Below are 19,391 nucleotides of genomic sequence, written 5' to 3' on the forward strand. Positions count from 1 at the left end.
TTATCCGCAGTAAGTTGATAGGCCAGAGGCCAGAAAGTGAGGGGTTTATGAGTAAAGAAATAGAAGCACAACAGGTAGTTGTTAAAAACTTATTGAGTCTCGTACAGGAAAATCCAGAATTAAGAATACTCCCACTGGTAGACACTGAATGTGTTCCTAGTGATGATTACGGATCATGGGTCGCAAGGTGGGACACAGCTGAGATTGATTATGTTTTAGTTAAAAACGAAAGAACTAACCGAAAATCAGCTGATTTTGAAGATTTGGTAGACGAAGTAATGCATGATTTTGATTTCTCCGATGAAAAGGCGAGAAAAATTGTTGACGGTTACGAGTGGGAGAAAGTAATACTTGTAAACATTGTGCCATAGAAAGGGTGAGAATAAATGATTAGCAAATTGCCATGGGAACAAAGTTATTATGATGATGGAACAAAAGAATTGTTGCTTATAACTTCCGGGGATAACATTATTGCTGAATGCATGCAACCAAAAGAATCAGATACATATGTTGCAGGAGATAACGCAGAATACATCACTAAAGCCTGCAATATGTTTCCAGAAGTAGTAGAGGCATTAAGAATGGTGTTACACGACACTATGAATGGATTTTTAAACGATAAAGCAGAAGAAATTATGAGCCGAGCATACTCGGTATTAATAAAGAACAAAATTGAAATACCAAAGTTCTTTAAAGCAAAGAGTGATTACGTTTACGAAACAGAACCAATATGCAGTATTTGCGAAAAACCCGTGAGTCAATGTGATAGAGGATAAAGAGAGGGAGTGAGGATGATTGAACAAAAGTAAGATTGAGTGGTGCGACAGCACTTGGAACCCGGTTACAGGGTGTCTGCATGGGTGTACATACTGCTATGCTAGAAAAATAGCTAATAGATTTTATAACCCAAACTTCGATGATTTTCATAGATTGGCTGACGGCAGTCAAAAGGTTATACATGAACCAATAAAAGATTGGAATACAGGTAAATACATACCATACCCTTATTGTTTTGAACCAACATTTCACAGATACCGCCTCGAGGAACCATCCCAAAAGAAAAAACCGAAGAACATTTTTGTTGTAAGTATGGGGGATCTGTTTGGTGAGTGGGTACCTGACGAATGGATAGACGAAGTTTTTCAGTCCTGCTTTAATGCAGACCGTCACAGGTATATGTTCCTGACTAAGAATCCGAAAAGGTACGATTTAATAATAGACTATACCGCCGGAGAAGAACGTGGAATCGAAGAAATTGAAATCTGGAATAACATGTGGTTCGGAACAACTATAAATAGCCAGAATGATGAAAGAAGAGTTGTTGAGTTATTAGGATTTGATGAAGGACACAAATTTTTAAGTATAGAGCCTTTATTGGGTGAAATAGATTTGACTGATATTCCGGGGCTAAGTTTTCCGGGTTGTACTACACATGATACTCTTCAAGGCAAGCTTTGTCATTTAGACGATGATGGAAGTCTTACCAAAGCTAACAAGATTGAATGGGTAATAGTTGGAGCAGAAACAGGCCCGGGAGCAAAACCGCCGGAGCCAGAGTGGGTGCAATCAATAATTGACCAGTGCCGGGATGCCGGAATACCTATCTTCTTAAAAAATAATTTAAATTGGCCCATGCGGATTCAAGAATTCCCATGGGATGCTAAAGGAGAGTGACAACATATGAAACATATAGAAACATGCCCGAAATGTGGGGATATAAAGGAGCAATTTATAGTCGACTATGACGATAACGGCAAGGAATACACTTTCTGCGGAAACTGCAATAATTTCATAGGATACGGTGATTTGAGTGGAAAGGACAGGTTGAAGCATGAAGAAACTGAAAATAGTATTTAAGGATAAATCGCAGATTACATACACAATAAAGGATTTTGTACCATGGGAACCTTACTTTGAGAGAAATTTTAAATCAGATATAGAAAGTGCTGTGTTGCAGCAATACCCGATTAAAAATAATAAGCCAATAGTGTTAGTTTGAAAGGATGGTGTTAAGGATTATGGGAATAGATATGACTGATTTTAAAATGATATACCAAGAGCAAGTTTTTAATGTGGTTAATATCATACCAGAGTTTGAGGGACATCAAGAAGATGCATTTAGAAAGCCAAAATTTATCAATGCTGTTTACGTTGATGAAAATGGAGAAATAAGGTCCGTACATGACGAAGCATGGTGTTTTAAATTTGTTAGGAGATAGCTCAGCAAATTAGTCTATTGCGAACCAAATGAATGGAGGGTTGAAATGAAAATTGAAGGTTACGAAGCTATAAAAAATACATTTGAAAGTATAGGAAATTATGATAGGGCAATAGGAATAATTAATTTACCTCACAAGGAAAGCGAAGAACTAGGCAAGGATTATGATATTGCTGAAATAAGTTTTTCAATTAAAGGTGATAAATTAATCATATTCAAGGAAAGTGTTGAAACAGGCTTTTCATACAGTACCAACTACAACTTAAAAGAACTTGACCTTGAAGTAACAAAGGAGGATAACGGCGAAATTTGTTTACATGTTTATAATCCAATTGTAAGTGGAACGTCAATATGGTTGACTTGTATAAATGACCTTGTTGGGGATTTTGAAGTAAATCAAAATAGTTGGGACGGCTTACTCTCTGCAATAAAAGAAGCATGAAGATAGTCGCAGTTTGAATACAGGTTGATGTAAGTCTATTACGACGGAAAGGAAGAAATTTTATGGCATGGTGTGAAGTGTATCAGGTATGCTGTGAACTCGCAAAAGAGTGTGAAAATGAAGAACAATGTGTATTTGAAAATAAAGTCAACGGAGTTCAACCAAAATGTAAAGAATGTACTGAATATGAGTATACGAATTTAGGGTCGGGCAGCATGAAACATCATGTTTGCCTAGCAAGTAGAAATAAAACCGAAATACATGGCGGTAAAATTATACCAGTGAAAGTAATTACATCTAGTCCAAAATGGTGTCCAAAACGGACGTAAAACGAATAGAAAGGGAGGTAATGAGATTGACTTGTTGTTTTAACTGTTATAAGTGCGGTATTGTTACCGAGAATAAAGAGTTTCGATGTGAATTAAATTACAAACTAATAGCAACATATACAGATGATGTAATCCCACATCTGAGCAAAGAAATAGTTGATACTACTGTTTGTGAAAATTATACAATTGGCTCGTAATTTTGAATATAATGTTCCTCACGGTGAGGATATCAGTCTTATACGAACTAAGTTGGACTTTGAAAACTGAATATTGCGGTAAGGATTGAAACTTGACATAGAAAAATGCCAGATATAGTATTGTTTGTAAAGCAGGTTTTAATCGGTGTCGTTTAGCATTATTTGTAAATACACGATTTTGAAAGGTATCGTTTAATATTGTGGTGCTTACGATTATTAGTATAATGTACAGATATAAGAATTTAACAAAATTATAAACTGCCTCATTGCACAAAAAAATGGGGTAGTCTATCCTTAGCTGTAGGAGGTGCATTGGTATGGCAAATGAACAGAACAAAGATTTTAATACAATGCTTCATAATAATAAGGATATGCCTAAATTACAAATTATTACCGATGAAAAAAGCATTGAAAAGTATGGCGGCGAGCGAATGTATTTTGCTCCACCCATCGACTATGACCGGGTTATGAAGAAAGTACCATTAGGTAAGGTAATTACAATAGGACAGATTAGAGACTCCTTTGCAAAGGCAAATGATGCAGATTTTACAGACCCTATAACCGCAGGAATTTTTGTTTCTATTGTAGCATGGGCGAGCGACCAAAGAAGCAGCGAGAAAACACCATACTGGAGAACACTTAAAGCAGATGGTGAATTAAATCCCAAATACCCGGGTGGTATCGAGGCACAAAAAGAAAAATTAGAAGCAGAAGGTCACATAATTGTTCAGCGAGGCAGAAGTAATATCAGATATTATGTACAGAATTATCAAGATTACTTATGTCAGCTATAACAATTTGACAGATACCAATTTATCAGTAAATCATAAGCATAAATGAAGGTAAGCTATTTGCACATTCTTTATATATCAACAATCAATTATTACCGCACATTCAGTAATCCTGAATTGCGGTTTTTTTATCGCCCATTTTAGGGTGCAAAATGAATATTATCCGTCATAAAGGAGAGGGTTGAATGGTAAAAGGTTGGATAGGGCAACCAAGTCCAAAAAGTAAGAGGATGGGTACAGGATGGTTTGGAGAGGTTGACAGAGTTTATGTAGATGAAAAAAGAAACTATTGTGTACTTATCAGAAGAATTATAGTTCAAGGGTGGGGAGAGGTAGAACATGCAGCAATAAGAAATACGGCAAGCACTGATATACCATGGGCAGAAAAGCAAAGGATTAAAAATGAGATTTTTGGAGAGGATAGAGTGGCGTTTGAGGTCTTCCCAAAGATGGATGATTTAATAGACGAAGCAAATATGTACCACATGTGGGTACTACCGAAAGGAATTAGCTTACCAGTAAATTTGAAAGAAACATAACTATTTAGGGGGATTTTAAGGCAATGGGAGCAGTACTTGAATTAACAGCAAGCCAAAAATTATATTATCAGATACTAGCTATTTGTCCGGGTAAGGATAAGGAAATCAGAAACATTATAAATTTTTATGATATACAGGACAAAAACTGTGATGAAGGAAGAGACATAAAAAATAAAATTTGGACTTTTCTTTCAGCAAAGAAAATTGAGGGTCTGAGTAAAAAGACATTAAAAAGTTATAAGTTACAACTACATAAATTTGCTTCACAAGTTCAGAAAAAAGTGGAAGACATTACAACTGCCGACATAAGAATATTTTTAGGTAATTACTCAGAACTTAAGGCCAGTACCATAAGTACCAAACTATCTACCTTAAAATCCTTTTTTGCATGGCTCACAGGAGAGGGCATAATCCCCAAAGACCCAACAAGGCAGATTAAGCAACCCAAAAAGGAAAAACGACTGCCCAAGGCATTAAGCTTTGAGGACTTGGAGATAATCCGGGAAAGCTGTACCACATTAAGGCAAAGGGCATTAGTCGAAGTCCTATATAGTACAGGTTGCCGTTTGTCAGAACTGGTTAATATGAACATAGCTGATATTGATAAGGCAAATAAACAAGCACGGGTAATTGGTAAGGGTAACAAAGAAAGGACGGTATACTTTACGTGGAAAGCTCTCAGATGTTTGGATAAATATATTAAATCAAGGACTGACGATTGCCCGGCTTTGTTCGTTACTTCTAGGAAACAATATAAACGTCTTGGAGACAGAGCAGTACAAAAGGAAGTTGCAAAAATAGCAGCCAAAGCAAATATTGACAAAGAGATTCACCCACATGTGTTCAGACATACATTAGCAACACATCTGCTAGAAAATGGGGCAGACCTTGTAAGCGTACAAAACATACTCGGTCACGAAGACCCAGCTACTACTCAGATATATGCAACACTGACAGAGCAGCATAAACAACAGACTTTCCGCAAATGTATGTCAAAGTAACATAAACAACAAGAACATTTGTTCTAAAACGTGTTATCATATATATATAGGACAGGTGATAATATGAAAATCGTTGAAGATATGGAGAAGTGGGATATATTAAAAGCTGCAATGTTAGAAAAAGGGTATGTACCGTACAGTTGGCAGTATAGTTTAAATCAGGAAGAGGGATTACATATTTGGTTTTATAAGAGGAACTCTGATTTACTCAAACGTGTTGAAATAGTGACACATAAACAGGCAATCGCTGATGATATAAAAAAGTGCGATTGGTGATTATATAAATCAACTTAATACAGCAATAGGAGGAAAGCACTATGGAAACAGCATTAGACATAAAACAGGTATTAAGAGAAGCCGCATTAGAAGCGTTGAAAGAATACAGAAAAGAGGAAAGGGAAAAAGTTCGCAAGGGCAGATTAAGGAACACAAGACTGCTTATGGATAACTACCTTGAATTCGTAGATCATTACGACAATATAAAAAGTTCAGCAAACGAAGTTATAGAGGATATAGAAGAGGGTTTGGATTTTGACAATGCTAATATGGGAGATATCATAATTCAATCAATCAAACGAACAAAAGTTAGAACAAAAATAATGATACGACACATTGAAACAGTTGTAGACCTTCTTAAAAAAGATATGGAAGCTAAAAATGAATCTGAAAAGTACAAAGTTATTGAATTGCTTTACATGGACGAATCAAAAAAGAATATGAAATTTAACAAGAAAGTGGAAGAGGTTGCAAGTGAGTTAAACTGTGGGGAGAGTACAGTCAGGAGATATAACACTGAAATGATTGATAAGTTAGCAATCAAGCTTTTCGGGGTAGATGGCTTAAAACTGGAACTTTGAGGGACTTGACAAAATTGAAAAAAAGTTGAAATTTACATGAAAAAAACAAAGGTTTATAATAGTATTGTGAATAATTGTAAATGAGCCGCACGGAATATCCGTAGCGGTTTTTTATTTTGCACAAAGAAAGGTGATATTGTGGCACAAGAGTTTTCAAAAGCGTTTTATAACTCAAAGGAATGGAAGAAATGTAGGAAGTCGTATATAAAAACAGTCAAAGGTCTTTGTGAAACATGTTTAAGTAAAGGAACAATTAAAACGGGTTACATTGTGCATCACACTATAAAGCTTACACCTGACAATATAAACAATCCAGACATTACATTAAACCATGAACTGTTAAGATATGATTGTCTTGAATGTCACAATACTGATGAATTAGGGGAGCACAATGGCAAGCAAGGAGTATTACCCTTGTATAAGTTTGATGAAGATGGACAGCTGATACCTATATCCCCCCCATAAAGACATAGGGTGTCGGTTTAAATGAAGACCGAATGGCCTCATTTGTGTAACACACAGGTCGCGCGTATAGGGGGGTGTGGTAGGAAGGGTGGTGATTATAGTTGAAAGATAAAGAGAAAAAGCAGGATTTAAGCAAAGTTGAGAGGATTTCTGATGAGGTAAAAAGACTTAACAGACAATTCACAAAGATAGATTCTAAGACTAAAAAAATCGTAAAATCTTTAATTGAAAATGCTGCTTTTATGACAATAACACTTGAAGATTTATGGGATGCTATTAATACTAATGGTTGCGTATGTGAATATCAGAATGGTGAGAACCAATGGGGAACTAAGAAAAGCCCGGAAGTTGAAATTTATAATACTATGATTAAAAATCATTCAACTGTAATCAAACTGCTTACTGATATGATTCCAAAAGATGTGAAACCTCAAAAGGAGAACGATGGATTCGATGAATTCGTGAATAGTAGATGAATTCAGCAGCTAGAAAAGCCAGAATAAAATACGGATTGATGTATAACCCAATAATTGAGTATTGGGAGCAAATAGAATCCAAAAAGGTAGTTGTCAGCTATAAGGTATATAAAGTATATAAAGAATTAAAACGGCTGATTTATGATCCTAAATCTGAATGGGAGTACAGCCCCCAACGAGGCAACCATGCAATAGAATTCATTGAAAACTATTGCAAACATTCCAAAGGTAAGATGGGTGGTAAACCCTTTTTATTAGAATTATGGCAAAAGGCTTTAATTGCTGCAACATTTGGAATCATTCATAAAATTGACGGTACAAGAAAATATCAGGAAGTCTTATTGGTTGTAGCTCGTAAAAATGGAAAGTCCACATTATCTGCTGCAATAGGGCTTTATTTACAAATTGCAGACAGCGAAGCGGGCGCAGAAATATATGCCTGTGCAACAAAGAAAGACCAAGCGAAAATAATTTGGTTGGAAGCAAAAAGGATGGTTAAAAAGTCGCCAGTTCTGGTAAAGAGGATTAAACCTCTTGTAGCAGAAATGACAGCAGAATTTAACGATTCTTTTTTTAAACCCTTAGGAGCTGATTCAGATACACTGGATGGCTTGAATGTACATGGTGCCCTACTTGACGAAATACATGCATGGAAAGATAAAAATCTTTATGACGTTATTGTTGATGGTACCACTGCCAGAGAGCAGCCATTAATATTCATAACGACTACAGCGGGAACCGTCCGTGAATCTGTTTATGACCTAAAATATGATGAAGCGGAGAGGCTTATAAACGGCTTTGATGATGAAAGCGGTTATAAAAATGAAAGACTGTTACCAATCATCTATGAACTGGATAAACGTGACGAATGGCTAGATTCAAATAACTGGCAAAAAGCAAATCCGGGTTTAGGTACTATCAAAAAAATAAACCAGTTAGAAACCAAGGTTAATAAGGCCAAAGCTAATTCTTTATTGGTTAAAAACCTACTATGTAAGGACTTTAATATTAGGGAAACAAGCTCGGAGGCATGGCTGACATTTGAACAGCTTAACAATACTGATAAATTTACACTGGATAAAGAAACCAGAAAATTAATTCATATTCATTACAATGTAGAAGCTAATAGAGAAGAAATTACTGAAAAGTCTTATCCTCGTTATGGAATAGGAGGGGCAGACCTTTCAAGTACTGTAGACCTTACATGCGGAACAATTATTTTCATGGTTCCGGGCGACGATACCATTTATTCTTTACAGATGTACTTTATACCTGAAGACCTACTGGAAGTTAAAATCAATCAGGATAAAATACCTTACGACCTGTGGGTAGAAAAGGAGTTAGTAAGAGTAGTACCAGGCAATAAAGTGCATTACAAATATGTAACGGAATGGTTTAAAGAAATTCAGGAAGAATACGACATATACATTTATTCATGTGGTTATGATTCTTGGTCAGCTGAATATTGGGTCGAAGATATGCGGAATACATTTGGCAAAGAGTGTATGGAACCTGTTGTACAGGGCAAGAAAACATTATCAAGCCCTATGAAAAACTTAGGGGCAGACCTTGGTAAAAAACTAATAAATTATAATAATAATCCTGTTCTTAAATGGTGTCTTGCGAATGTAGCTATTGAAACTGATAAAAACTTAAATATTCAGCCTTGTAAAGCAAAAAACCAAACACGGCGTATAGATGGATTCGCAAGTCTGCTTGATGCATATGTACAGATGGAAAGAAAACATGAGGAATATTTAAGCGTTATTTGATTTACTGAAAGGGGGTGAGCTTTTGAGCATATTCAGTAGATTTACAAATAAAAGTCCTCAGACAACACGCTATGAAATGGTGACGGAAACAGGTAACGGATTTTATATGTGGAATGGTAAACTGTTTCAGTCGGATATCGTAAGATCGTGTATAAGACCAAAGACAAAAGCAATTGGCAAATTGGTTGCAAAGCATATACGGACAGATAAAACAGGAATTCAAGTAAATCCTGATGCGTATTTAAGATTTCTTCTGGAAGAACCTAATCCATATATGACCGGTCAAGTAATGCAAGAGAAACTTGCAACGCAACTGGCATTAAATAATAATGCTTTTGCAGTAATAATCCGTGATGAATTTGGATATCCAGTGGAAATATATCCGATACCTGCAACCACAGTTGAGGCAATATATGATAATACGGCAAATCTATTCCTAAAGTTCTACTTTAAAAACGGTAATAGGTCAATCTTTCCATATAGTGATATTATTCACTTACGACAAGACTTTAATGATAATGATATTTTTGGGGAAAGCCCAGCTGCAGCATTAACTTCACTTATGGATATTATAAATACCACAGACCAAGGTATTATTAAAGCCGTTAAAAATGGTGCTGTAATAAAATGGCTTTTAAAATTTAGTTCATCACTAAGACCCGAAGATTTAAAGAAAAATGCTCAGGATTTTGTTGATAACTATTTATCAATTGAAAGTACAACAATGGGAGTCGGGGCGGTAGACAGTAAAGCCGATATTCAAAGAGTTGAGCCAAAGGATTATGTACCAAATGCAATGATTGTAGACAAAGTTACACAGCGTGTTTACTCTTTTTTTAATACAAACGAAAAAATAGTTCAGAGCAAATTTTCAGAAGATGAATGGAATGCCTATTACGAATCTGAAATTGAACCTTTGGCTTTGCAACTAAGTGGTGAGTATACACGAAAGATTTTTAGCAGACGTGAGCGTGGGTTTGGCAACAAAATTTACTTTGAAGCAAGTAATTTACAGTGGGCTAGCCTAAAAACCAAATTAGAGTTATTACAAATGGTAGACAGAGGCGCTTTAACTCCAAACGAATGGAGGGAAACAATGTCACTTGCACCATTACAAGGCGGTAACGACCCAGTTAGAAGACTTGATACTGCCGTTGTTAATGAAATTAAAACATTACTTAATAAAATGAATGGCAATGAAAAGGATATTATAAACACTATCAAGTCATTAATAGGTATAGCTAGAAAGGGGGTGTAATAGGTGGTTTATATTTTTAAATCTAATTACAAAATGAACCAAACAGTTAGAGAAGAGACTGAAACAAGTATTGCGAATAGAATAAAGTCAGGCGTAGTAGTTCTTGACAATAGCATCGAATTTGTTGCAGTCATAAACAATACAGGGAATCCAGAGGTGAAAATTGATGAAGGTTGATGTGAAGGGAGCAATTATAAATTCGGGTGACAAATGGATTTACGATTGGTTCGGAATCGAAGCTACATGTCCCAAAGATGTAAATAATCTATTGGAAAAAGCAAATGGTCAGGATGTTGATGTTTACATTAACAGTGGTGGTGGGGATATATTTGCCGGAAGTGAAATTTATTCATCCCTAAGAGAATACAAGGGCAGAGTTAATATACACGTTGTCGGATTGGCAGCAAGTGCGGCCTCCGTAATAGCATGTGCCGGGAAAAGCGAAATATCACCTACTGCAATGGTAATGGTACATAACGTATCTGGAGGAAACCAAGGCGATTACCAATCGATGGATAAAACAAGCGAAATACTACAGAAAGCAAATAAGTCAATCGCAGCCGCATATATAGCAAAAACGGGAATGAGTGAAAAAGAAGCTTTGGACATGATGGACAAAGAAACATGGTTAACAGCTCAACAAGCAGTTGATAAGGGCCTAATTGATACTGTAGCATTTGAAAGCAATCAATTGGTTGCAAGTTATGAATCAGGGCTGTTACCAAAAGAAGTAATTGAAAAAATGAGGAATTCGAAAAATAATCCGTTAGGTGAAAACCAAGCGGATATTTTATTGCAACAAAAAGCACAGGCAAAATTAAAATTATTAAATTTAGGAGGGGCTAAAATATGAACACAGAACAATACTTAGCAAAAAGAAAGGCACTTTATGATAGTGCGCAGCAATTAATTGCTGATGGAAAAATCGAAGAAGCTAACGCAAAAATGCAGGAGATTGAAAGGCTTGACAACGATTATGAAACTGCCTGCAAAGCCCAAGCAAATCTAAATGCTTTAAATGACAGGACAAAAGGGATTGATATTCAAAACACGGGTATTCAAATAGTTGGTGGAAAAGTAGTGGATAAAATCAATAATGAAGAGGTTGCTGAACCTGCTGATATGTACGACAGCGTTGAGTATAGAAAAGCATTTATGCAAAACGTACTTAAAGGGTCTGCCATACCTGCAAAATTTTCTAATGCAGATGCAAATACAAAAACGTCAGATGTAGGAACAGTTATCCCTACAACAATAATGGAAAAGATTATTGAAAAGATGGAAGCCACAGGGATGATACTTCCGCTTGTAACCAGAACTGCATACAAGGGTGGATTATCAATCCCGAATTCCACAGTTAAACCGGTAGCAACATGGGTTGCAGAAGGTGCAACTTCTAATAAACAGAAAAAGACAACTGGTAATATAACCTTTACTTATCATAAACTAAGATGTGCTATTTCTGTTTCATTAGAAACTGATACCATGGCGCTTCCAATCTTCGAAACTACATTTGCTAATAATGTTGTTGAAGCTATGGTGAAAGCTACTGAACAGGCTATTATAAGTGGTACAGGTGAAGGTCAGCCAAAGGGAATTTTAGCTGAAACAGTAGTTACAGGTCAAAATATAGATATTGCTGTATCTGCTGAACCTACATATTCAACATTGATTGAGGCCGAAGCAGCTTTGCCTCTTGAGTATGAAAGCAATGCTGTGTGGTTTATGACTAAAAAAACATTTATGAAGTTCATAGGAATGGTTGACAGTCAAAAGCAGCCAATAGCCAGAGTTAACTATGGAATTAGTGGTAAACCTGAGAGAACATTACTGGGAAGACAGGTTATTCTTAACAACTATATGACCTCACTAGGAGCAACAATTACAGCGGATACAGTTGTAGCATTCTTGTTCAACCCTTCTGATTATGTCCTAAATACTAACTATCAAATGACAGTTAAAAAATATGAGGACAATGATACTGACGATATGATAACAAAAGCTGTAATGCTTGTTGACGGTAAAGTTGTTGATAAGAATTCACTTGTAACAATAACTAAGAAGTCAGCCTAATGAGGTGATGTAAATGGCACTTATTGATGATGTCAAATTGTCACTAAGAATTAAAACCGATGCTTTTGATGATGAAATTAATCCATTAATAGAAGCCTGTAAAATAGATTTGAAACTTGCAGGCGTTAACGTCATAGAAGAAACTGACCCTCTGATTAAGAGGGCGGTTATCCTCTATGCGAAAGCAAATTTTGGATATAGTGAAGATAGTGAGAAGTATAAAATAGCATATGACATGCAAAAGAATTCCCTTGCATTATCTCAAAAATATAATACTATAGCTGCCACTACTACTGAAACTATTGTTTAAAGGGGGCCGAAGCTATGAATGTAGGTGAAATGCAAGATTTAATTCAGATTCTTTCTATTGAACAGGCAGATAATTCATACTCTTGGGAAACTGCTACCGAAATATGGTCAAAAGCAGAGAGGCAGACGACTAGAAACATATACTCCAATTTTGGTCAGAGTGCAAAGTCTGTAAAGTTTACTATCAGAGAATATGAATATGATTTGTCACTCCATAATGCTATACGTTGGAATGACCTTCATTGCATACTAACTGATATAATCCATACGGAAAACAGAGAGTTTATAATCGTTACAGCTGCTTTAGTAAATCCACAAGTTTGTACAATAAAAAGGGACAGTGAACCGGGATATGACAGTTTAAACAGACCTGTTTATAGCGAACCAATATCTATTATATTTCCTGGTATATTAGCTGAAAAATTCAATAGAAACATTCAGGAACAACCAATGACAACCATTGAAACAAGTTTGATTTTAATTATTCCTAAAGCAATAACGCTTCAAGAGGGCGAACTTGTAACAATAGATAATACGGATTATGAGGTTCAACTTGCACATACTCTGGATGAATTTAAAAATGAATATGAAATTATTTCAAGGAGGAATGTATAGTGCAGAGTCTTCAAATTGACGGAATTAGTGACTTTGATTCAGACCTTGAAGAATTGCTTGGTAAACTGCCGGATAAACGCAGAGATCTTCACGAAAGGATAGCAAAGGGCACAAAGGAAGAAGTTGACAAGCAAATAAATGCTTCTGGATTAAAAGACAGCTCAGGGAAAATAAAAGATTGGCAGGAATCTCACGTTGGTTCTGGTGGGGGATATGCTGCTGTCAGGGCAGAAAAAGGCGAAACAGGTAAAAACAGTCCGGGAGCAATAACAAATTATCTTGAAAATGGGCATAGAATACGTGAACCGGGTGGCAATTCAAAAACATATAGACCTCGCATAAAAAAGCCTTATGTAGATGGATATCATTTTTATCAATCAGCACAAACGTCAGCAGAGGCAAAAGCTATTGCAGAGGCAGAAAAATTTGTAGAAGAGTTCAGGCAAAAACTGGAGGGCTAAAATGGTAACAGCAATTGAAATAATGACCGGTGTAAATACTGTACTGGTTGAAATTGAGCCTGAGTATAAAGTGTATCTGCAAAGATGCCCGAAGGATTTTAAAAGGCCATCATTTTTAATTCAATATGTCAGGACTAGCAGAAGAGACATGAATAAATCAACAGTAGAAAAAACAGTTTACCTGACAGTTACTTGCTTCGTGGAAAAAGATACATATTATAGGTCTGATGCTGATGAACTTGCGGAAATACAGGAAAAGATAATGCAGGCATTTACTGAAAAACACATAACCGTTAATGACAGAGCAATAAAAATGCAAAGCAGCACCGGTGGGTTTGAAGAAGATATAGCATTTATTGATTTACAATGTACATATTTTGACAATCGTACTGATGCAGTGGACACAACTCCACTAGTAGTATCAGTTAGCACAAATCTGGAGGAGGTTTAAAATGGGTTTACCAAATATAAATATTAATTTTAGCACTGCAGCTGCTACAGCTCTTGAACGCTCCCAAAAGGGTATTGTAGCAATAATTTTAAAAGATGCTAATAGTACGGGAGCATATACTTTAACAAAAGCAACACAGGTAGCATTACAACTTGGAACAATCGGAGCGAACAACCAAAAATATGTTGAAAGGGCCTTTATTGGTTACGTGAACCCTCCAAAGAAGGTGATTGTATATGTTGTGGCTACCACAGAAGAGAGTTTGTCAGAAGCTCTGCAATACTTTGAAAATGTCCAGTTTGATTATCTTGTTGGCCCGCCTGACTGTGACACCACAGAAGCAACTGAGATATCTACTTGGATAAAAACACAAAGAGCAGAAGGCTTTACCCCAAAAGCAGTTTTACCCAATACGGCGGCAGACAGTGAGGGAATAATCAATTTTACTACTACGGGTATTAAAGTTGACGGTACCACATATACAACTGCTGAGTATTGCTCTCGTATTGCCGGACTGCTTGCAGGAACACCAATGACAATCTCTTGCACTTATGCACCTTTACCCGAAGTCAGTATGGTTGATAAGCTATCAAAAGAGGGCATTGACACCGCCATAGATTCGGGTAAGTTTGTCATATTCTCAGATGGTGAGAAGGTGAAGGTTGGGCGTGGAGTAAATTCACTGCAGACAACCACTGAAACCAAGGGTGATGCCTTTAAGAAAATAAAGATTGTTGAAGCGGTTGACATGATAAGAAATGACATCAGTAAAACCGCCGAAGACAGCTATATCGGAAAATATTCAAACAACTATGATAACAAATGTTTACTTATATCAGCAATTAAAGGCTATTTCAAAGGCCTTGAAAATGACGGAATACTTGAAACAGGTACCAGCACCGTAGATATAGACGCAATTGCACAGGAACAATATCTACAAAGTAAAGGTACTGATACAGCGGATATGACAGAGCAGGAAATAAGAACAGCAGCCACCGGGGATCAGGTATTTCTAAAATCTAAAATATCAATTCTTGATGCTATTGAGGATATTGACCTCAGTATAACAATATAAGGAGGTATGTTAAATGCAAGCAAACAGAGTAATGTCTGGAACTTGGGGTGAGGTTTGGCTGGATGGTGAATATGTGTCTGAATGCTATGGTTTACAGGCGAAGGCATCCTTCAACAAAGAAGATGTCCCAATATGTAGGCAAATGGCTACAGATAAAAAAATAACTTCGATTTCCTGTACCGGTTCACTGAAATTGTACAAAGCTAACAGCAGAATGGCTATTGCGATAGGTGACAACATTAAAAAGGGCAAAGATATAAGATTTACGGTTATATCAAAGTTGGATGATCCCGATGCATACGGCGCTGAACGTATTGTGCTTCGCAATGTTTCTTTCGATGATCTGACACTGGCTGATTGGGAAGTTGCAAAGAATGGAACAGTTGAAGCTCCATTCACCTATACTGACTATGAATTTATAGATAAAGTGGGGGTTGTATAAAATGAATAATACACTTGATTTATTACTTAATATGAATGTTTCGGATTTGCCTGAGAAGGAATACAAGGTAAAAAGACTGAGCGGATTATGTGGAAGTCCTGTTATATTTAAATTAAGGGCACTTCCGTACAATCAGGCTAACGACATAGCACGGGCACAGAAGGAAGATATGGAAGTACATATACTGCTTGCCGGAGTGGTTGAACCTAATTTAAAAGAATCTGGATTAATGGCAAAATACAGTACAGTAACCCCAGCCGAAATGATAAAAAAGATGTTGCTACCGGGAGAAATCACAGATATTTCAAGGGCTATTGAAAGACTTTCAGGATATCGCATTGATACAATTGAAGAGATTAAAAAAAAATAGATACAGATGCTGAAACTCGGTTGATGTATTTCCTTTTCCGTGAAAAAAATATTATGCCCGGTTATTACTATAACCTACCTGCCGGAGAGAAATTGGTAATTAGAGCATTTTTTGAAACCGAAATGCAGTATAGGAATAAGTAAAACTTGAATGATTTCCCACATATTGGTATCCTATATTTAGAACCAATTAGGGAGGTAGTGTTATGATTTTTTTGACAATACTCTGTATGGGCATGATAATCGGATTTTCATTTTTGATTAAAATTGTTCTGATTAATCGGTCAGGTGAAACGGAAGAAGTGGCACGGATTAAAGTCCGAAATTGTGTAGTTGGAATGTTCATCAGCTTTATTACAGCGTTAATATCTTCATTTATGATATTTTGATATAAAACAATGATTTAAACCTCGTCGAATCCGGCGGGGTTTTTTATTTGAAAAAGCAGGAGGTGACAGGAAGTTTGGGAAGAGATATCAGTATAGCTATAAACGCAAAAGATAATTATACACAAGCAATAACAACAATGAAAAATGCCAATCAGGCCTTTAATAAAGATTTAGCAGGATTAAATTCGAAATTAGATGCCTTGAACAAAAACAAAATAACCTTAAAAGTAGATGTCAGCAAAGCTAAAAAAGAACTCAGTGAAGCAGAAAAACAGTTTGCCAAAACTGGAGAAGCTGCTGATAAAATGAATCTGGAACTTGCTAATGCAAAATATGAAAATGCAAGAAGAAATCTGTCGCTGGTATCTGATAATGCCAAACAAGCAGAAAAGGACATACGAAGTCTTTCGAATGCAGTTAGTAAAACTGAAAATCGTGCCACTTCTAAATCTCCAAGTATAAGTACTACTGGCAGCGTTTTGGGTACTATTGCCGCCTCGGGTGCCGCATCACTTATTGGTGATACAATCGGTGGAATAACAAGTACATATCTAAGCAGCGCTTATGGTTCCGAAGCAAGTACTATATTTAACAGTGCTTTTTCAACAGCCGGAATGGGAGCAGCAATTGGCACCGCAATAGCACCGGGAATAGGTACGGCGGTTGGAGCGGCTTTAGGTGGCATTATAGGTGTAATACAGGGTAATGCACAAGTATTTGAAAAGAAAGACGATTCTTTCAAACAATACTATCAAGAACAGTTTAAGTCAGTAATAGATGAACAGAACAATTCGCTTTCCTCTGGCTCAGGAATAGCATCGTCAAGAGAGCAAAACAAAATATCTTTTTCTACCTTACTTGGCGGTGATAAAAAAGCTACATCATACCTAAAAGAAATAACCAAGTTTGCAAGCGACACACCTTTTGAGTATGACGATCTAACCAAAATAAGTAAAACCCTTTTAGCATACCGATATAAACAAAATGAAATCATTCCACTGCTTACAAAGGTGGGTGACGCCGGGTCTGCACTTGGAATGACCACGGATGATATGACATGGGTAGCTACCGCCCTTGGTCGTATGAAAAGTACAGGTAAAACGTCCCTTGAATATCTTAATCCGTTATTGGAACGTGGTATACCAGTATGGGACTATTTAGCAAAAGCATCAGGCAAAACTAACAAACAAGTTCAGGAAATGGCAAGTAAAGGACTTATACCGGGCGAAAAAGCCGCACGAGCTATTGCTGACTATATGGGAGCTGATTTTGCCGGAAACATGAAAAAACAGGCTCAAACCTATTCGGGGCTTGTTAGCACTCTAGAAGATGCTAACGCGCAGATAAACAATGCAATGGGGGAAGGATATAACGAAGAACGTAAAAAAGGGATACAAAGCCAGATCAACTATCTCAGTGGAGATAGCGGAACCAAAATGCAGGAAGCATACAACCAGATAGGACAGTGGAAGGCATCACTTGAAAATTTGGCAGAGCAGTTTAAAAGAGATGCTTTGAGTGCGGTTATGGGTGGTGGCATTAGTTCACAGTTCAGTGAGAAAACACAAGCAAGGCTATCTGAAATGTACAAGGAATATATCCAATATGCGTCAAGTGGTTCAAAAGATGCCGGTGCCAAAATGGGGGCACTCCTTGCAGAAGCCCAAGCAATCGCACAAGACGAATATAACGCCAGTGAAGGGGCACAATTAGCAATTCAAACGAATAAAACTCTTGCTGATAATATAAAAAATGATGCCGGGTTAAATCAATCATATTGGGATGCCGGATACCAAATGGGAAAACAGTTTTCATTGGGGTTAGCTTCTGCGATTTCGGAAAAATCGGATAATAGTAAAATAACCTTTGGTGTATCAAATTCAGGGGTTGTATCACTGAATAAAAACCCGTCAAATGCCATAACTGGTTTGTTTGGTGGCAGTAATGGAAATATTCAGAATTCAAGCAGATTTGGTTTTGGAAAAGGGTATGCGGTTGGATTAAGTTACGTACCCTATAATAATTTCCCTACAGTACTACATGAAGGTGAAAGAGTCCTTACTGCAAGTGAAAACCGTGCATATGGTCAAAATGCAGCACCGATAATAACAGGCAATTCATTTGTAATAAGGGAAGAGGCTGACGTACAAAAGGTAGCAATTGAAATAGTACGGCAAATGAATAGAGCAAATGAGCTGGCAGATTGAAGAAAGGGTGGTAAAACTGATTAAATTTATATTTAAAGATACGAAAAAAAACAAAGAACTTGTATTACCGGTTACACCATCTAGTTTCGAAGTAAATCATGGAATAAACGTAGAAACAATTAATATACACACTTTAGGTGATGTTAGTGTTGCGGGTTATAAGCTTGCACCAACTTACAAAGTGGATTGCATGTTCCCCGCGAAAAAATATCCCTTTTGCCAGCCAAAGGTAGATTTAAATCCCTATGGGTATGTTAAAAAGTTTGAGGAATGGTGCGATAACCATACGGTTTTACGCTATATAATATCAGATACAATGGTAAATACCCCGGTACTTATATCTGACATTACATACGGTGAAAAAGATGGAACAGGAGATGTATACGCAACAATAACGATGCGTAATTACAAAACATTATCAGTAGTACAAACCAATAAAACCGGTAACCGGAGCCGAAGTAGCACTGAAAAGAAAACATCCCCATCAAAAAGTTATACTATAAAGCCGGGGGATACATTAAGTGCCATTTGCCGAAAGCATTATGGCAATGCTGCATTATATCCAAAGCTTGCTGCAGTCAATGGCATAAAAAATCCAAACCTTATTAGTGCCGGAAAAACTTTAAAACTTCCTGCAGTGCTTTAAGGGGGAATA

At 36.7% G+C, this 19,391-nt stretch carries 30 protein-coding genes; all 30 read left to right on the plus strand.

What is annotated here, in order from left to right; translation table 11 throughout:
• A partial coding sequence (locus tag L323_RS28970) for a hypothetical protein (protein WP_038275506.1) occupies positions 1–371 on the plus strand: 371 nt, incomplete at its 5' end.
• Between the two features lie 15 nt (positions 372–386).
• Positions 387–776: a hypothetical protein gene (locus L323_RS28975; RefSeq protein WP_020815143.1), complete on the plus strand. Its 390-nt coding sequence runs from the start codon at positions 387–389 to the stop codon at positions 774–776.
• Positions 777–795: 19 nt separating this feature from the next.
• Complete coding sequence (locus tag L323_RS28980) at positions 796–1,674, plus strand: DUF5131 family protein (RefSeq protein WP_020815144.1); 879 nt, start codon at positions 796–798, stop codon at positions 1,672–1,674.
• A 6-nt stretch (positions 1,675–1,680) separates the two neighbouring features.
• Entirely contained in the window at positions 1,681–1,857 is a 177-nt protein-coding gene (locus tag L323_RS41285) for a hypothetical protein (RefSeq protein ID WP_020815145.1), read from the plus strand.
• Positions 1,858–2,018: 161 nt separating this feature from the next.
• The gene (locus L323_RS28985; protein WP_020815147.1) at positions 2,019–2,219 is read left to right on the plus strand and encodes a hypothetical protein; all 201 of its coding nucleotides are present in this window, start codon (positions 2,019–2,021) and stop codon (positions 2,217–2,219) included.
• 45 nt (positions 2,220–2,264) lie between these two features.
• Positions 2,265–2,660 (plus strand): hypothetical protein, encoded by a 396-nt coding sequence (locus L323_RS28990; protein WP_020815148.1) that lies wholly within the window; start codon positions 2,265–2,267, stop codon positions 2,658–2,660.
• A 62-nt stretch (positions 2,661–2,722) separates the two neighbouring features.
• Entirely contained in the window at positions 2,723–2,989 is a 267-nt protein-coding gene (locus tag L323_RS28995; protein ID WP_020815149.1) for a hypothetical protein, read from the plus strand.
• 26 nt (positions 2,990–3,015) lie between these two features.
• Positions 3,016–3,186 carry a hypothetical protein gene (locus L323_RS41290; RefSeq protein WP_165582683.1) on the plus strand — a complete coding sequence of 57 codons (171 nt, stop codon included), beginning with the start codon at positions 3,016–3,018 and terminating at the stop codon, positions 3,184–3,186.
• A 317-nt stretch (positions 3,187–3,503) separates the two neighbouring features.
• The gene (locus L323_RS29000; protein WP_020815150.1) at positions 3,504–3,980 is read left to right on the plus strand and encodes an MGMT family protein; all 477 of its coding nucleotides are present in this window, start codon (positions 3,504–3,506) and stop codon (positions 3,978–3,980) included.
• A gap of 182 nt (positions 3,981–4,162) precedes the next feature.
• A complete protein-coding gene (locus L323_RS29005; RefSeq protein WP_020815151.1) occupies positions 4,163–4,516 on the plus strand; it encodes a DUF7694 domain-containing protein in 354 nt (117 codons plus the stop codon).
• A gap of 23 nt (positions 4,517–4,539) precedes the next feature.
• On the plus strand, positions 4,540–5,517 hold the full coding sequence (gene xerA / locus L323_RS29010) for a site-specific tyrosine recombinase/integron integrase (RefSeq protein WP_020815152.1): 978 nt from the start codon (positions 4,540–4,542) through the stop codon (positions 5,515–5,517).
• A gap of 63 nt (positions 5,518–5,580) precedes the next feature.
• Positions 5,581–5,793 carry a hypothetical protein gene (locus tag L323_RS29015; RefSeq protein ID WP_020815153.1) on the plus strand — a complete coding sequence of 71 codons (213 nt, stop codon included), beginning with the start codon at positions 5,581–5,583 and terminating at the stop codon, positions 5,791–5,793.
• A gap of 41 nt (positions 5,794–5,834) precedes the next feature.
• On the plus strand, positions 5,835–6,374 hold the full coding sequence (locus L323_RS29020) for a hypothetical protein (RefSeq protein WP_020815154.1): 540 nt from the start codon (positions 5,835–5,837) through the stop codon (positions 6,372–6,374).
• 138 nt (positions 6,375–6,512) lie between these two features.
• Positions 6,513–6,839, plus strand: coding sequence for a hypothetical protein (locus L323_RS29025; RefSeq protein WP_020815155.1), 327 nt, complete (start codon positions 6,513–6,515; stop codon positions 6,837–6,839).
• 101 nt (positions 6,840–6,940) lie between these two features.
• Positions 6,941–7,315, plus strand: a complete 375-nt coding sequence (locus L323_RS29030) for a hypothetical protein (protein WP_020815156.1) — start codon at positions 6,941–6,943, stop codon at positions 7,313–7,315.
• Entirely contained in the window at positions 7,312–9,087 is a 1,776-nt protein-coding gene (locus L323_RS29035; RefSeq protein ID WP_020815157.1) for a terminase large subunit, read from the plus strand. Before L323_RS29030 ends, L323_RS29035 begins: the two co-directional genes overlap by 4 nt.
• 22 nt (positions 9,088–9,109) lie before the next feature.
• On the plus strand, positions 9,110–10,345 hold the full coding sequence (locus tag L323_RS29040; RefSeq protein ID WP_020815158.1) for a phage portal protein: 1,236 nt from the start codon (positions 9,110–9,112) through the stop codon (positions 10,343–10,345).
• A 3-nt stretch (positions 10,346–10,348) separates the two neighbouring features.
• Positions 10,349–10,522, plus strand: a complete 174-nt coding sequence (locus L323_RS41295) for a hypothetical protein (RefSeq protein WP_020815159.1) — start codon at positions 10,349–10,351, stop codon at positions 10,520–10,522.
• Positions 10,512–11,198: a head maturation protease, ClpP-related gene (locus tag L323_RS29045; protein WP_020815160.1), complete on the plus strand. Its 687-nt coding sequence runs from the start codon at positions 10,512–10,514 to the stop codon at positions 11,196–11,198. The genes L323_RS41295 and L323_RS29045 overlap by 11 nt, the downstream gene beginning before the upstream one ends.
• Positions 11,195–12,418: a phage major capsid protein gene (locus L323_RS29050; protein ID WP_020815161.1), complete on the plus strand. Its 1,224-nt coding sequence runs from the start codon at positions 11,195–11,197 to the stop codon at positions 12,416–12,418. Before L323_RS29045 ends, L323_RS29050 begins: the two co-directional genes overlap by 4 nt.
• 13 nt (positions 12,419–12,431) lie before the next feature.
• The gene (locus L323_RS29055; RefSeq protein ID WP_020815162.1) at positions 12,432–12,728 is read left to right on the plus strand and encodes a head-tail connector protein; all 297 of its coding nucleotides are present in this window, start codon (positions 12,432–12,434) and stop codon (positions 12,726–12,728) included.
• Between the two features lie 14 nt (positions 12,729–12,742).
• Entirely contained in the window at positions 12,743–13,342 is a 600-nt protein-coding gene (locus tag L323_RS29060) for a hypothetical protein (RefSeq protein WP_020815163.1), read from the plus strand.
• A complete protein-coding gene (locus L323_RS29065; protein ID WP_020815164.1) occupies positions 13,342–13,803 on the plus strand; it encodes a hypothetical protein in 462 nt (153 codons plus the stop codon). Before L323_RS29060 ends, L323_RS29065 begins: the two co-directional genes overlap by 1 nt.
• A gap of 1 nt (position 13,804) precedes the next feature.
• Positions 13,805–14,254 (plus strand): phage tail terminator family protein, encoded by a 450-nt coding sequence (locus tag L323_RS29070; RefSeq protein ID WP_020815165.1) that lies wholly within the window; start codon positions 13,805–13,807, stop codon positions 14,252–14,254.
• A gap of 1 nt (position 14,255) precedes the next feature.
• The gene (locus L323_RS29075; RefSeq protein ID WP_020815166.1) at positions 14,256–15,329 is read left to right on the plus strand and encodes a phage tail sheath subtilisin-like domain-containing protein; all 1,074 of its coding nucleotides are present in this window, start codon (positions 14,256–14,258) and stop codon (positions 15,327–15,329) included.
• 13 nt (positions 15,330–15,342) lie between these two features.
• Entirely contained in the window at positions 15,343–15,771 is a 429-nt protein-coding gene (locus L323_RS29080) for a phage tail tube protein (protein ID WP_020815167.1), read from the plus strand.
• Position 15,772: 1 nt separating this feature from the next.
• Positions 15,773–16,141, plus strand: coding sequence for a phage tail assembly chaperone (locus L323_RS29085; RefSeq protein ID WP_020815168.1), 369 nt, complete (start codon positions 15,773–15,775; stop codon positions 16,139–16,141).
• Between the two features lie 205 nt (positions 16,142–16,346).
• A complete protein-coding gene (locus L323_RS29090; RefSeq protein ID WP_020815169.1) occupies positions 16,347–16,529 on the plus strand; it encodes a hypothetical protein in 183 nt (60 codons plus the stop codon).
• 47 nt (positions 16,530–16,576) lie between these two features.
• Positions 16,577–18,736, plus strand: coding sequence for a tape measure protein (locus tag L323_RS29095; protein WP_020815170.1), 2,160 nt, complete (start codon positions 16,577–16,579; stop codon positions 18,734–18,736).
• Positions 18,720–19,382 (plus strand): LysM peptidoglycan-binding domain-containing protein, encoded by a 663-nt coding sequence (locus tag L323_RS29100; RefSeq protein ID WP_020815171.1) that lies wholly within the window; start codon positions 18,720–18,722, stop codon positions 19,380–19,382. The genes L323_RS29095 and L323_RS29100 overlap by 17 nt, the downstream gene beginning before the upstream one ends.
• Positions 19,383–19,391: the final 9 nt, after the last annotated feature.

Source organism: Ruminiclostridium papyrosolvens C7 (genome assembly GCF_000421965.1).
Lineage (GTDB): Bacteria > Bacillota > Clostridia > Acetivibrionales > DSM-1351 > Ruminiclostridium > Ruminiclostridium papyrosolvens_A.